Source organism: Leifsonia sp. PS1209 (genome assembly GCF_012317045.1).
GTDB lineage: Bacteria > Actinomycetota > Actinomycetes > Actinomycetales > Microbacteriaceae > Leifsonia.
This window is the reverse complement of the sequence record NZ_CP051154.1, coordinates 451,201-466,638: the sequence shown is the minus strand read 5'-3', so window position 1 is coordinate 466,638 and position 15,438 is coordinate 451,201. Positions and strand designations below refer to the sequence as shown.

The window sequence follows — 15,438 nt, the reverse complement described above, 5'->3', positions numbered from 1 at the left end:
GGGGTGGCCTGTACGGCGCCCCCCGCATCCCTCACGTCAGCGACCTCAGCGCTTCCGCGGGCGCAGCTTCCTGCTCAGCCGTCCTGCGGTCACCAGCAGTGCCCCTCCGGTCAGTGCGAGCAGCGCCAGCCACAGCGGAGCCAGCAGGTCGGAACCGGTGGCCGCGAGGCCGGATCCGGTGCCCGAGCCGGTCGATGCCGCTGGAGGGTCGGTCACCGTCGCACAGGCCACTCCCGCGGCGCCACAGGTGCCGGATGCGCTGGACGGATCCCACGGTCCGGTCGGCGTCTCGACACTGGCGCGGTTCGTGGTGGTCACCGGCGCGATCAGCTTCGCGGTCACCGTGACCGTCGCGGACGCGCCGCGAGCGATCGCGGGGATCGTCCAGGCGAGCACACCGTCCTTCGCCGTCGCCGCCGGGGAGGTCGAGACGACGCTCAGGCCCTTCGGCATCGTGTCCGTGACAGCGACGCCCTTCGCGTCGAGCTGGCCGTCGTTGGTGACGACGATCGTGTAGACGATGGTGTCGCCGACCGTGGCCGTCGGCCGGTTCGCGCTCTTCTGGATGCTCAGGTGACCGACGTCGAAGCGGTTGGTGACCGTCACGGTCACCGCAGCGCCGTCGGCGATGGTCACGATGCCATCCGCCGGATCGAGCGTCGTGGACGTGGCGAGCCCGGCGTCCGTCTCCTCGATGGAGCAGGATGCCCCGGCGATGAGGTCGTCGATGGTCGCCGTGTATCCATTGGCCGCGTCGAGCACCACTTTCGAGCGCGCGCCGAGGTCGATCGGCGTGGTGACCCCGTCGACCCGGTACGTGCAGGTCACCTCGACGGTGAACGGTCCGTCGCCGAACTGCTTGACGCCGTCACCGATCCGCTTCTTGTCGATGACGAGGGATCCCGTGTCGAAGGTGTTGGTGATGGTCACCTCCGCAGGTGTGCCCGCCGGAACGGTGACGCCCGCTGCCGGTGCGACGGTGACGGCGGACGCGCCGCCCGTCGCCGACTCCACGGTGTCGCAGTGCGCACCCTGGATCAGCCCGCTGACGGTGGCCGTGTATCCGTTGGCCTTGTCGAGCACGACCTTCCCTCCGGCGGGAAGCGGGATGGTGGAGGTCACGCCGTCCTTCACCCAGGTGCAGGTGAGCTGAGCGGTGAACGGACCATCGCCGTAGGTCGCCGCCCCGTCGCCTGTCCGCTTCTTGGTGATGGTGACAGCACCGGCGGAGAACGTGTTGGTCACATTGACGGTGACGACCGGCACCGTGCCGTCCGCCGCGCCGGGGATCACGACGGTCGGGGTATCGACCGTGCTCGCCGTCGCGCCACCGTCCACGGTCTCGACCACGGAGCACTCCGTGCCCGCGGGGAACACGCCCGGCACGGGCAGCGTCTGCCCGCCGAGGATGGAGAGGTCCCCGTCGAAGAGCGTCTGCGCACCGTCGTAGACGCACTGCACGTGGATGGTGAACGGTCCGTCGCCGTAGCCGGCCGCCGCATCCCCGTCGACCGTCTTGGTGACGGCCAGCGTTCCCGCAGCGTAGTGGTTGGTCACCAGCACGGTGTCGCCGCCCACGGCTCCCGCCAGGGTGACGGTCGCGGTGTCGCCCGCCGTCTCCGCGGCGCCGTCGAACGCGATGCCGACGTGGTTGGGGCTCGTCGCCGCGCCGTCGCTGTCGGTCTCCGTGATAGCGCACTTCGCGCCGATCGGGAGATCGGCGATGGTGCGGGATGCGCCGTCGGCGAGGGTGAACGCCTCGTCTCCGGCGGCCAGCGGGATCGCCGCGCCGAGCGCGCTCGTGCAGGTCAGTGCGAAGGCGAACGGCCCGAACGAGGCGCCCGTCGCCGCGGTGTCGACCTTCTTGGTGACGGTCAGCTGCGTGGTCGCGTAGTCGTTGACGATCGCCACCGACTGCCCGGCCGGCACCGGCTGGCTCGCGTCCGCTGCCGCCGCGATGGTCACGGCCGACGGTGTCACCGTGCGGGTCGACTCCCCGTACGATCCGGGAGCGCCATGCTCGGTCACCGCACAGGATGCGCCGACCGGGATGCCGTCGATGCGCGCGGTGTACGCGTTCGCGTCGCTGAGCGTCACCGTCTTCGCCGCGCCGAGGTCCACGTTCGCGCCGGCGACCGTGCAGGCCACGTCGGCGTCGAAGCTCGTCGGGGCGTACGCCGCGGCTGCCCCGGTGACCGACTTCGTGATCTGCAGGGGGCCGCCGGTCAGGATGACGCCCGCCTTGATCGGCTCCTGCGGTCCGGCCGGCTGCGTTCCCGTCGCGTACGTCGGGTAGAAGCCGAACGAGTTCCAGGCCCGCACACCGGTGACAGGGGCATTCACCGGTGCCCGGTGGTCACCGGATGCGGTGGTCGGGATGTTGGTCGTCGAGTACGTGACCTTCACGCCCGCCCCCGCAGGAAGCACCGCGCCAGGGGCGCCGCTGAAGTCGAACACCATCTTGATGCCGGTCACGTCGGCCGCGTCGACGGACGAACCGACCGCCGAGGACGGCAGCCACGCGCCCGCCGGGCAGGCGCCGGCACCCGGCGAGATCTCCTTGGCGCACGGCAGGGCCGCTGTGGTGACGAACCAGTCCATCCTGGCTCCCGCGGTGCCGCCGGTCGCCTGGAACGCGACGTCGCCGTTGAACCGCGGAGTGAACACCGAGCCGCGCGGGGACGGGTCGACGACGCCGACGTCACCGGGGTACGGGAACACATCCACCGCCGTCAGGTTCTTCGCAGCGACGTTGCCGCCGTTGACCATCTCGAGTTTCCAGTGGTCGGTGTCGCCGATGGCGCTGACCGCCGCGCACGGGTAGCGATAGAAGCCGTCCGTGTCCGCCGTGCACGGGATCGCCGCGTTGTTGACGTTCTGAGCGATGCCGCTGTCGGAGGCGACGCCCTTGGATGCGGTGAACGAGCCCTGCGAGAGAGTGGTCACGACGTTCGTGGTCGAGCAGGTGTTGGCAGCGAACGAAGCACCACGACCGTTTCCGGGGTTGAGCGCCGTGCACGCGGGAGCCGTGAGCGTGCGCCCGGTGCTGACGCCGAAGGTGTTGACGGCGGAGCTGGCCGGGGCGAGCCCCGGCTTGATCTGCAGCGCGATGGTGATGCTGTACGTCTCCCCCGGCGCGAGCTGCGAACCGGCCGGCCAGGTGAACCGGATGGTTCCCGTCGCCGGGTCGAAGGCGCGCGTCACCGTGGCGGGGTCGGTCGGCAACTTTCCACCGGTCGACGTCGAGTAGATCGGCACGTTGGTCGGGACGAACAGCAACGAGCCGTCCGCCGGAAGCGTGTCGACGACGACCGGATCGGGGAGGAGGCCGGTGCCGGTGTTCTTGAACCGCAGCGTCCAGTTGACCTCCTTGCCCGCAGCCGCCTGGCCGGGGCTGGTCTTCTCCACGGCAATGGCTGCGGTTCCCGGGCTCACCGTGAAGGTGGCCGTCGCCTGCGCCCTGGTGGCGTGGACGTCGTTGTACGCGGCGTCGGCGAACACGGTGTTCGTGACCGCGCCTGCCGCGGTCTCACCCGGCATCGGGGTCGGCGAGACCGTGGAGGTGACCGGCCCGGAGCCGTCGCGCAGCGCGGAGCGCAGGCTGACATTCACCCGGAGGTTGTCGACGTTGTTGCTGGCGGCGAAGCTGGCGCCGTCCGCCCTGGTGAAGGTGACGCGCACGCCTGTCACGTCCGCCGCTGACACCCCGGACGGGAGTGCAGCACTGCCGACAGTGGATGCGGTTCCAGCGTGCCAGGTGGCCGTCGAGCCCTGGCCGGTCTGCGCATCCACTGTCACCCGGTCGGCGCCGGTGGGAACGGCCAGGATGCTGAAGCTGCTGAATGTGAACGCGTTCCAGAAGGTCGGAGCAGAGTCCTCGATCGTGACCGACTTCGGCGAGAGGGTCCCCGTCGACCGAGCGCGCAGGTTGACCTGGATCGGGTTGACCGGGTTGGCCTGCAGGGTGCTCGCCGGGTTGAAGGTCTTCGCCGTCGTGACCTGGAGGTTGCCGTTGGCGAGCGTCACTCCGGCCGACTGCGTGTCAGCGGCCACGACCGCCGGGTAGACGTCGTCGTGCAGCGTGCCGAACACGGTGTTGTTGAACATCCCGGCGGCAGGGGCGGTGCCGGCCTCGCGGCTGGCCGGGAGCAGCTGACCGGTCAGGGTGACGGTGGCCTTCTGTCCCGGGGCGATGGTGGCGCCGCTGCCGTCCGTGCCCTGCGCGTTCGTGCCGCGCAGCAGCACGCTCACGCCCACCACATCGGCGAGCTGTGCGGCGGTGAGCGCGGTGGCCTGCGCGACGGTCTTCGTGTCAGTGCTGAGCGTGCCGTCGGAGGCGCGGTGCAGCAGCGATACGACGCTCTGCGACGTCTGCACGCCGGCGGCGGCGCTCAGGTCGACGGCGATCTTGGTCAGGGCCAGCTTGTCGAACGGGTTCGCCGCTGGATCGTACGGCCCGAAGACGCACGGAGCGGTGCTGGCGGCGTTCGTGCAGTCGACCGGGTCGCTGATCCTGAGCTGCCAGGTGTTGCTCGTCGAGGAGTTCGCGATGGTGGTCGTGTACGTGGTCGACGGGTACGACGCGGCGGGCACATCCAGCTGCGGGATCACGAGCGTGGTCGGGTTGGCCGTCTTGGTCACCTTGGTGGTGAAGGTCGGGTCGATGATCGTCACGTGGTCGTCCGCGGTGCGCTGGAACGGCGCCCCGGTGAACGGGATGCCACCGACGAGCACGCTGTTGTCGACCGCGCCGGGCGAGCCGGCCATGTTGTACTCGCGGGTGCCGGTGACCCAGTCGGTCGCCGCCCCTCCGCGCACCGTGTTCCGGATGCGGAGGTCCAGGTGCATCGTGCGCGCCGAGGTGCTGGCACCGGGGAATGCACCGGCCGACGCGCTGGCGACGCCGCTTCCGACGCTCGGGGCTGTCGGGTCGCCGGTGGACGCGATCGCCGCTGCGCGATTCGGGCTCTCGATCACGGTCAGCCGCACACCCTGAGTGCTCGCGCGCTCGGCCGTGCTCAGGGTGTATCCGGGGAAGGTGCCGTCGCAGCTGTTCGCCGACGGGCAGGCCTTGGCCGTGATGTCGTTCCAGCTGGAGCCGTCGAACAGTTCGACCTTCGAGACCTTGTCGTAGCGGATCAGCGGGTCGAACGTCGCGCCGCCGGTCGACGTGGGGGTGATGGCGTCGATCCTCACCAGGTCGAACGCCTGGAAGACGCTGCCGGACACCGGGGAGGGCGTCGCGGAGTCCTGGATCGTCATCGACTGGACGCCCGTCGTCTGGGTGCCCCAGCCGAGGGTGACGCCGGTGGTGGTGCCGGACTGGGCCTGCAGGACCTTGGTGCCGTCCCACGACTTGCTCGCGATCAGCGGGCCAGGGCCGCCGGCGGTCGCCTGCACGTTCGCGGTGGCGCAGTCGACGGCGGGACGGCTCGTGATGGCGGTGCCGCCGTTGACGGTGCCGCTCGCCGTGCTCAGCGCACAGTTCTCGTACGGTGTGGTGGCCGGGTATGCACCGGGGTTCGTCGGCCCGGAGTTGTCGCGCAGCGTTCCGCGGGCGACGAAGACGATGGCGGGGCGCACGTTGGTGGCCTGGCCGAAGCCGTCGGCGTCGGCGAAGGTGAACCGGAGGCCGCGCACGTCGGTGTGCGTGGTCCCGTTCGGGAGCTCGGTGTCGAGCACGGCGGAGTACGTCTTCGCGCTGGAGGTGGCGTCGACGGTGTCGAGGGTCTTCCAGGTCGTTCCGTCGGTCGTGTACTCGACCGTCAGCGTCGAGCCCTCCGGCACGGAGGTCGGGGCGATGGCCGTGGCGTCGAACGCGTTCCAATACGGAGCGGAAGCGGTGTCCTGCGGTTCGGTGACGACGATCGAGGTCGGTCGCACCGAACTCGTGCCGGCAGGAGTCTGCGCGGAGAGCTGCACCAGGCTGGCGCCGCCGGGGATGACCGTCGCGGGGGTGATGGTCTTGTCGAGCGCGAGGTCGACCTCGGGGAAGTACACGTCGAGGTTCGCGGAGGCCGTGTCGCTCGCGCTGCCCGCCGCGTTGCTTCCTGTCACGGTCGCCACGTTCGGGTATGTCGTGAATCCGGAACCGGCCGGCCCGGCCGCCGTCGTGGTGTTCACCGTGACGGGGAGCTTCGCGGTCGCGCCGGTCGCGATGGAGCCGGTGTATGTCACCGTGAACGCGGAGATGTACTGGCCACCGGACAGCGTCGGTGGCGCCGGCAGGCCGGACGCTTCCGTGAACGACGAGTCGGCAGGGGCCGTGCCGGTGTTGACCGACCACTTCACGACCGCTGCCGTCGCGCCCTCCGGCCACGCAGCGCCGGAGCCGAAGCCGCCGAACACGATCGTGTTCGAGAAGAACGTCCCGCTTCCCGGCTCCTGAATCGACAGCGAGCTCAGACGTCCCGTCGAGGTGTTCTTGGCTGTCAGCGTGGCGGTGGTGGACTGACCGGCTGGCAGCTGCTGGATGCTGAAGCTCTTGTCGGCGGAGACGCTGACGGTCAGCGGCGCCACCACCTGGGAGGCCGTGGCGACCGAGGAGGTCGCGTCGCCTCCCCCGGTGCTGACACTCGCGGTGACCCCGTTGACGCGCGTGCCGCCCGTCACGAGCGGGGAGGCGTCCCTGCGGTTCGCTGCGCGCTGCGCGAACGTGACGTCGACGGAGCCGGAGGCGGCCGGCGTGATCGCCGAGCCGCTGCTCGAACTGAACACGAGCTTCAGGCCGATCACGTCTCCCGCGTTCACGGACGAGGGAAGGACGGCGGTCGTGCCGACAGGACCTGGCACCGTTCCGCCGGCCGTGATCGCCACGACCTGCACCCGGTCGGCGCCGTCGGGGAAGTCCACTGCTCCGAATCCGGCGACGTCGTAGAAGTCGAAGACGCCGCCGACGGCCGTCGGGTCGGCCGGCTCGGCGATGGTCATGGTGGTCGCGCCGATGTTGGAGGCGTTGACAGCGGTGATGGTCGCGGTCGACTGCTCGCCGGGCGTGTACTGGGTGGACGACGGTGTCCAGGTCTTCGACGCGGTCGCTCCGATGACGTCGGGCACGTGCAGGGTGACAGGCGTAGATGCGTTCACCGTCGTCGCGTTGGACGCGGTGAAGCCGGCGGTGTTGGTCAGGACCTGTCCGTCGAACGATTTGGCCAGCGCATCCGGCACCTTCACCTGGATCTGCACGGTGCCCGTCGCGCCCGCCGCCAGTCCGGTGCTCGCCGGGGTGGTGTTGGGGACGGGGTCGTTGAAGACGGCCTTCACCGTGCCGCCCGTGACGGTGACGACCGCGCCTCCGCCGACGACGGTGGGGGTGCCGACGACGGTCAGCGGGGCGGGGACCGGGTCGGTGATCGTGGCGTCCACGCATCCGGTCGTAGTCGACGAGCAGCCGAAGTTGAGCGTGTAGATGAACTGCGTGCCCTGGTCGGCGTCGGCCACCGTGGACGTCTTCGACAGGTTGAGGACGCCCGATCCGAGGTCGTCGGCGTTGGCCGCCGGCGCGCCGATGGCAACGGCCCCGACGAGGGCGATGACGACACCGACCGCGACGGACGCCGGAGCGCGAAGTGTACGACGTGCGGCGTGCCGTCCTGCCGCGCGAGCGGACAGACGGGTGGACAGAATGGAGCGAAGGCGCGTGAGCAAGCGTGTCCCCCAAGAACACAGAAGGGATGGGCACGGCGCCGACGATGTCGGGCGAGATCGTCGGCAACGGAGGCCGAGCCAACCTCAGGAATATCAACCGCCGCGACCGCGCGGGACGGTTTTCACCCCGCGATCACCTTCCGCGAGCGCACAGCGCCCGAACATCCCGCCCGTCCACCCCCGAAGGAGGTGCGAACGCGCGTCAGGCCGAGATGCCGGCGCGCGCGAGCCGCGCGGCCAGCACGCGCGAGAGCAGCGACGCGGCCAGCTGCCCGGCGACCCTCGCCACCAGCGTGACGACGAGGATCGACGGGATCAGGTCGCCCGGCGAGAAGACCGGGAGCGACACGAGGAACAGCACGACACCGGATGCGGCCGCCGCGACCGCCCACCGCCACTCGCCCGGTCGCCGGTCACGCCGGATCCGGTTCAGAAGGCTGACGACGAGGTCGAAGGTCAGGCTTCCTGCCACCAGAGGGACGAGCACGAGGAAGCCGATGGAGCTGAAGGCACCGGTGAGAAGCCCGGCGAAGAACGACACGAACGTCGCAGCGAACGGGAAGCCGAGCATCCGCCTGGCCAGGAACGGCAGCACGCTGTTGACGGCGACCACCAGGGCGTAGAGCGGCGGCGAGAACGCGGCGAGCGGTCCCCCGACCGGGATGAGGGCCAGCAGCACGAGGGCGGTGAGTGCACCCAGCGAAGCCAGCACCAGCAGGATGCGCGTCGACGGCGTCAATCCTCCTCCCTGGGCACGACGAGGTGGCGCTCCAGCGCGATCGCGATCGCCTCGTCGCGGCTGGAGACCCCGAGCTTGCGGTAGATGCTGCGGAGCTGCGTCTTGACGGTGTTCGTCGAGACGACGAGCTGCGCGGCGATGACGGAGATCGTCGGCGTATCGACCAGCGCGCGCAGGACGGCCAGCTCACGTTCGCTCAGCACGCTCTCCCTGTCGATCTCGGGCAGCAGGGAGCGGAACGGCATCCCGTCGAACAGGTGCCCGAAGCCGGCCTCGTCGAGCGCGGCGACGAGGCGCTCGACGTCGCGCGGGGGCAGCAGGGCGACCACGAGCCGCTGACCCGTCCTGTCGAGCAGTGCACCGAGCTGCTCGACGGCCGCGCGTGCGCGCATCCTCTCGGAGAACCGCAGCAGTGCTGCCGCTTCGAGCGTGGTGGCGGCGGCAGAGAGGCGCGGGGTGGGCGTCGCGCCCGCCACGTGGCGAAGCTCCTGGAGCGCTGCTCCGTGACGACCGAGCGCGAGCTCCACCCGCGCACGGCCGATGTGGCGTTCGACGCCGGCGCTCAGATCGCGGCGGAGGATCACATCCGCCGCATCCGGGTTGCCGAGGGCGAGTTGGAGGAGGGCGCGCGTCGGCGCGAGTGCGGCCCTGGCGGACGACGAACGACCTTCCGCTGCGCGCATCGCAGCGAAGCCGTCGAGCTCCGCGAGGGCAACGGCGGCGCGGCCGGCGACGAGTTCGGTCATCGCCTCCGTGGTGGCGATGGCGAGCCAGTGTTCGATCGTGCGCCGGTCGTGCACCATCGCGCCCAGCTGCTCGCGCGCCTCAGCTGCATCGAACCGTTCGAGGGCGACGGTCGCCTCGGCGATCCGGTAGAAGGTCCCCGGATACCAGGACCGCTGCATCTCGGTCCATTCGCCGGTCCTCGCGAGTTCGATGTACGCCTCCGACTCGAGCAGGTCGCCCTGCAGAGCACGGATACCGGCCAGCATCGCGAGGTTCCCGAACCCGGGTGAGTACCCCGTCTCGGGCGACTCGGCGAGACCCTTCTCGAAGGTCTCCAGCGCCTCGTCCACCTGACCGGCGTAGTACTGCGTCGTGCCGACGTGGGCGTAGACCCTGCTGAGAGCCTGCACCGACCGGCGCTCCTGTTCCGGGAGGCCGTCGAGTGCCGCCACGGCCGCCCTCGCGGGACCGATGCCCAGAGTCGGCCGGCCGATCAAGCGGTACGCGGCGCTCTCGCTGGCGAGGATCAGCGCGCGGTCCACCTGGTCGACGTCGCGACGGGATGCGCGGGCCGCCCGGGCGGCGGCGGCGAAGTACCGAAGACCCCTCACCCTGCGGTGCGGGACCACGTTGTAGATGATCCCGGCCAGCATCATCAGCAGCGGCCACTCCCTCAGCACCGACGCCGGGATACGGTCGATGATGCCGCCGAGCTCCTCGTCGACGCTCATCAGCAGATCGAACCAGTTCTCACGGACCAGCTCGGACGCCGCCGGGTACGCCCCCGCGGCGATGAGCGCGATCAGTTTCGGCCGCATGGTCCGGTCGACGTGCAGCCGGATGTCGTCGGGGTCCGACGTCTCTTCCGGCGATGGGTCGCGCCCGTCCTGGAACGAGCGCCGCGGATCGGGCGCGCTGAAGGTCACGTGTCAACTCTCGGAGGTTGGTGTTTCCCAGACGAGGCAGCGGCTGGCGTTCCGGCGAGCGGGTAAGGCCGGAATCGCTGCGGTGCCCCATCGGCAACCTAGCACGGGTCGTGGAGGCGCATCCAGCATCCGGAGTCGCGCATGCGGTGTCCGGCATCCGATATCCCGGTGGACACTGTCCCCTACACCGCATCCCCCGCGCAGCGGAACCCGATGTGCGTCGTCGCCGAGTCCTCCGACTCCGGCGAGCGCGCCGCCGGGCGGTAGCGGAGGCAGTAGTCCGGCGAGCACAGGTGGGAGCCGCCCTTGAGCACCCGGCGCGGGATGCGGGAGCCGGGTTCCGCGCTGCCGGGGGCGAGGAGGCTGGGGCGGGAGCCTGCGTCGATGGGGGTGGCAGCATCCGGGGGCACATGGCGGGGCGCGTAGTAGTCGGTGGTCCATTCCCAGACGTTGCCCGTCACGTCGTAGAGGCCGTAGCCGTTGGCGGGGAACGTCTGCACCGGGGTGGTTCCTTCGTAGCCGGCCGCGCCCGTGTTGCGGTACGGGAAGCTGCCCTGCCAGCGGTTGACCATCAGCGTGCCGTCCGGGCGCTCGTCGTCGCCCCAGGCGAAGCGGGCGCCGTCGAGGCCGCCGCGGGCGGCGTACTCGAACTCGACCTCGGTCGGCAGGCGGCGGCCGGCCCAGGATGCGTAGGCGGACGCGTCCTCGAAGCTCACCTGGACCACCGGATGCGTCGGGCGCTCCGCGAGAGCGTCGAACGACTCCGGGCCGAACGGGAAGCGCCAGTACGCGCCCGCTCCCCAGCGCCACCACTGCCGCCAGTCGCGCAGGTCCACGGGCCCTGCGGTGGGCGTGAACACCATCCCGCCAGGCACGAGGTCCGCTGGGTCAGCGCCAGGGAAGTCGGCAGGGTCGAGCGGACGCTCCGCCACCGTGACGTACCCGGTGGCGGAGACGAACGCGGCGAACTGCTCGTTCGTCACCGGATGCGCGTCGATGAGGAACGCATCCACCGTCCGGACGTGCACGGGCTGCTCGTCCGGGTAGAACTCGGCGGAGCCCATGCTGAACGAACCGGCGGGGACAGGAACCTGGCTGGTCAGGGGTGCACTCACCCTTGAAGGGTACTCAGTCGCGGGCCATCGCCGCCGCGTAGTGCGCCTCCACATCCACGTATGCGTCGTCGGCGATGTCGAACACCACCTTGTCGATGGTGCCTCCCTCGAATTCGAACCGGGAGCCGGTGTACTGGCTGGACACCGCATCCCCGCTGTCGTAGCCGATGCAGAGGCCCTCTCCGCAGAGCGAGAAGTGCCCGAGGACCGTGCGGATCTCTTTCTCGCCGACCTTCTGGTCGTCGATGTAGAGCGCCAGCGGGCCGATGCCCTCCCGGTACTCGCCCATCCTCTCCTTGGTGAACTCCACGCCGATGATGTGCTTGCCCGGGCCGGGGACGGGTGCTGAGATGACGTCTTCCGGCGGGATGCCGAGGAAGTTGTACACGTAGTTCACCTGCCCGTCCTTGATGAACAGGGCGTGACCGCCGAAGCGGGAGCCGTGCGCAAAGACGACGCCCTGGCTGTCGGCCGTCAGGTCGAGCTCGGCGAGCACCTTGTACGAGACGCCGTGGGTGTTCGCCGCCGACCGTTCGGGGACCTCGGACGTGCCCGGGTAGTAGGTGTACTGGCCGCTCGGCGGCACAGGCACCTTGAACTCCATGCCGAGGAACGTCTCGTAGTCTTTCGGGTTGCCGATGATCTGCAGATCGTTCAGCGGCAGCACGAGGTTGCGCTTCGCCTCCTCCATCCAGAGCGCCTTCAGCTCCTCCAGCCTGGCCGGGTCGTCTGCGGCGAGGTCGTGCGCCTCCGACCGGTCGACATCGGTGTGGAAGAGCTGCCAGGTGTCGTTCGCGAAACCGCTCATGCCGCTCACCGGCCCGTGCTCGGCGACGGCCTTCCAGCCGTTGTGCCAGATGCCCCGGCTGCCGAGCATCTCGTAGTACTGCGTCTCCTTCGTGGTCGGCCCGTCCGGGTCGGCGTCGAAGGTGTACGTCATCGGCACGCCGTCCAGCGGGCGCTGCTCCACGCCGGCATACGTGTCCGGCATCTCCACGCCGCAGACATCCAGGATGGTCGCGACGATGTCGGTGGAGTGGTGGTACTGGTTGCGCACCTCCCCCGCACTCCGGATGCCCGCCGGCCAGTGGATCACCAGCGGGTCGCAGACGCCGCCCTGGTACGTGTACCGCTTGAACATCCGGTACGGGGTGGAGAACGCGACCGCCCATCCCGTCGGGTAGTGGTTGTACGTGTTCGGCGAGCCGAGCTCGTCCACCATCGTCAGATTCTGCTTCTCGTCGTCCGGGTACCCTCCGAAGACCTTGCCTTCGTTCACGGAGCCGTTGGGGCTGCCCTCACCGGATGCGCCGTTGTCCGCGCAGTAGATGATGAGCGTGTTGTCGAGCTGGCCCGACTCCTCCAGGTGGTCGACGATGCGGCCGACCTGGGCGTCCGTGTACTCGGAGAATCCGGCGAAGACCTCGGCCATCCGGGAGAACATCGCCTTCTCCTCGTCGGTGAGCTCCGCCCACGGGCGCACGGCGTCGGTCTGGGTGAACGTCCCCGGCGGCATCGGGTTGATGGCGGTCAGCTCCGTTCCCTCCGGCAGCAGCCCGCGCTCGATCATCCGGGGCAGCACCCACTCGCGGTACGCCTCGTAGCCGTCGTCGAACGCGCCCTTGTACTTGTCGATGTACTCCTGAGGGGCGTGGTGCGGCGCGTGGTTGGCTCCCGGGCAGAACCACAGGTACCAGGGCTTGTCCGGCTCTGTCTGCTTCACATCCCGCAGCATCCTCAGCGCCTGGTCCGCCAGGTCTTTGGACAGGTGGTACCCCTGCTCGGGGAGGTACGGCTGGTCGATGTAATGGTTGTCCTCCGCGAGCGACGGGAACCAGTTGTTCGTCTCGCCGCCGACGAAACCGTAGAAGCGGTCGAAGCCCTGCGCGAGCGGCCAGTTCTTCTTCGACGCCCCCGCCGTCCACTCGTCGATCGGCACGTTGTGGTTCTTGCCGACCCAGAACGTGGCCCAGCCGGCGTCCCGCAGCACGTTCGCCATCGTCGCGTTCGCCGGGGGGATGTGCGAGTTGTACCCGGGGAACCCGGTGCTCGACTCCGAGATGGTCGCGAACCCGTTGGCGTGGTGGTTGCGGCCGGTCAGCAGCGTCGAGCGTGTGGGAGAGCACAGGGCCGTCGTGTGCCACTGGCTGTACGTGAGCCCCCCGGCCGCCAGCCTGTCCATCGTCGGCATCTGGATGCGCCCGCCGTACGGCGACCACGCCGCCTGGCCCGTGTCGTCGAACAGCACGAGGAGGACGTTCGGCGCCCCCTCGGGAGCTTTCGGCGGGAGGAAGGCGTCCCAGTCCGCCGCCGAGTCCCGCACATCGAGTTCGATCTTGCCTTGGAATTCTCGCGTCACAGCCGGTTCCCCACGTCTCTGCGTACCCCATCACCACACAGGCGGCGCACGACCGTGTGCGCCCTCGGCGTCGGGAAATGCGCATCCGGCGCTGTCGTTCAGACGATTCCGACTTGAACGTAACCCGCGACGCTCCGTCTCGTCTAGGGCCCACGTGCCCCCCCTAGACGCGGGCCCCGGCACTGACTAGCCTTCCTTCACAGTCGCGGTTCCGAGGCAATCGGAGGGGATCGACATGTCAGCACGCCCGCTCGCCGGGCTCACCGGACGCAACGCGGTGCGCGAGATCGTGTCGGGTGTCACTCTGCTGGCCATCGCCGTTCCGTTGAACATCGGATACGCGCAGATCGCCGGCCTGCCGCCGACGGCCGGCCTGTACGCGCTGGTGCTTCCAGGGATCGTGTGGGCGCTGCTTGTCTCGTCCCGCCAGCTGGTGGCGTCCCCGGATGCGGCTGCCGCTGCCCTCGTCGCCTCGTCGCTCGGCGGCCTCGCCGTCGCGGGCAGCGCCGACTACATCACGCTCGCGCTCGCCCAGGCGCTGATCTGCGGCGTCCTCTTCCTGCTCTGCTCGTTCTTCAAGCTCGGGTTCCTCGCCAACTTCCTGTCCAAGCCCATCCTGATCGGCTTCGTCGGCGGCCTGGCGCTCGACATCCTGGTGTCCCAGGTCGCCAAGATGCTGGGGGTGAAGATCGACTCCGGCGGCGAGTTCACCGACAAACTGGCCGGGCTGGTCACCGGCCTCGGCCACCTCAACGTGTGGTCGCTGCTCATCTCCGTGGGCGCGCTGATCATCCTGCTGGTCGGCCGGGTGCTGGCGCGCGCGGTGCCGTGGGCGCTCGTGGTGCTCGTGGTGGCGACCATCGTGGTGGTCCTGAGCGGTGCGGAGAAGGCGGGCGTCTCCGTGCTCGGCGCCGTCGAGGCCGGGCCGCCGAAACTGACCTGGCCGGTGATCGACTGGTCGCTGTGGCTCGCGCTCATCCCGTCCGCCATCGCGCTGACGATCGTGTCGATGGGCGAGGGGCTGCTCGTCTCCCGCTCATACGGGGAGAAACGCGGCTACCCGACGAAGCCCAACAGGGAGCTGCTCGCCTTCGGCGCAGCCAACCTCGCGGCCGGGGTGTCCGGCGGCTTCTCGGTCGGGTCGTCCACCTCCCGCACGGCCGCGATGGACCAGGCGGGATCGCGGACGCAGCTGCCGACCATCGTCACCGCCATCGGCACGCTCGCGCTGCTGATCTTCGGCACGGCGCTGCTCGAGCACATCCCGTCGCCCGCCATCGGCGCGATCGTCGCCGTCGCCGTGGTGCCGCTGCTCGGGATCGCCGACTTCGCCGCCCTGTGGCGCCAGGACAGGTTCGAGTTCGCCATCGGCGCCGTGTGCTTCCTGGTGACGCTGTTCGTCGGATCCATCGCCGGAATCGTCGTGGCCTTCGTGCTCGCCGTCGTCAACGTGACGCGGCGGGCGGCGAACCCGGCGATCGACACGCTCGCAGCCGACGGGGACCCGCAGAGCTCCCTCCTCGACACCGCGCAGCCCGGCGAGCCGACAGCGCCGGGCGTCGTGGTCGTGCGGCTCGCAGCCCCGCTGTTCTTCGCGAACAGCGTCACCTTCGGGCAGGCGGTGCAGCGCGCGGTGACCTCCGCGGACGGCGTCCGGCACGTCGTGCTCGACCTGGAGGCGGTCACGGACGTGGACGTGACCGGCGCAGAGGGCTTTCGCAGCGTGCACGAGTGGCTGACCGACCGGCACGTCGACCTCGGACTGAGCAGGATGCGCCCCGGCCTCCGCGACCGGATGCAGCGCCTCGGCCTGCTCGACGGCGTCACCGTCTACGACACGAACCGGGATGCGCTCGCCCGGCTGACCGACCCCCGACCGCCGGGGAGCACCAGCCGTGCCGGAGCCTGAGAGACGAAGGAGACCAC

The 15,438-nt window shown here is 70.0% G+C and carries 6 protein-coding genes; 1 reads left to right on the top strand and 5 read right to left on the bottom strand.

Annotated features, from left to right (window positions below; all coding sequences use genetic code 11):
• Nucleotides 1-45: 45 nt before the first annotated feature.
• From HF024_RS02315 to HF024_RS02295, 5 genes are all read right to left on the bottom strand, one after another.
• Complete coding sequence (locus HF024_RS02315; protein ID WP_247597261.1) at nt 46-7,647, bottom strand: DUF5979 domain-containing protein; 7,602 nt, start codon at nt 7,645-7,647, stop codon at nt 46-48.
• Between the two features lie 202 nt (nt 7,648-7,849).
• Nucleotides 7,850-8,386: a hypothetical protein gene (locus HF024_RS02310; protein ID WP_168688499.1), complete on the bottom strand. Its 537-nt coding sequence runs from the start codon at nt 8,384-8,386 to the stop codon at nt 7,850-7,852.
• Nucleotides 8,383-10,038: a LuxR C-terminal-related transcriptional regulator gene (locus tag HF024_RS02305; protein WP_168688498.1), complete on the bottom strand. Its 1,656-nt coding sequence runs from the start codon at nt 10,036-10,038 to the stop codon at nt 8,383-8,385. The genes HF024_RS02310 and HF024_RS02305 overlap by 4 nt, the downstream gene beginning before the upstream one ends.
• Before the next feature lie 182 nt (nt 10,039-10,220).
• The gene (locus HF024_RS02300) at nt 10,221-11,153 is read right to left on the bottom strand and encodes a formylglycine-generating enzyme family protein (RefSeq protein ID WP_281727829.1); all 933 of its coding nucleotides are present in this window, start codon (nt 11,151-11,153) and stop codon (nt 10,221-10,223) included.
• Nucleotides 11,154-11,166: 13 nt separating this feature from the next.
• Entirely contained in the window at nt 11,167-13,512 is a 2,346-nt protein-coding gene (locus HF024_RS02295) for an arylsulfatase (protein ID WP_168688497.1), read from the bottom strand.
• Nucleotides 13,513-13,747: 235 nt separating this feature from the next.
• Between HF024_RS02295 and HF024_RS02290 the strand changes: the two genes are divergently transcribed.
• Nucleotides 13,748-15,421, top strand: coding sequence for a SulP family inorganic anion transporter (locus HF024_RS02290; protein ID WP_168688496.1), 1,674 nt, complete (start codon nt 13,748-13,750; stop codon nt 15,419-15,421).
• The last annotated feature ends 17 nt before the right edge of the window (nt 15,422-15,438 follow it).

Bases quoted from the DNA above. Each gene is read 5' to 3' on its own strand.
- HF024_RS02290 (WP_168688496.1), top strand. From the start codon at position 13,748: ATGTCAGCACGCCCGCTCGCCGGGCTCACCGGACGCAACGCGGTGCGC.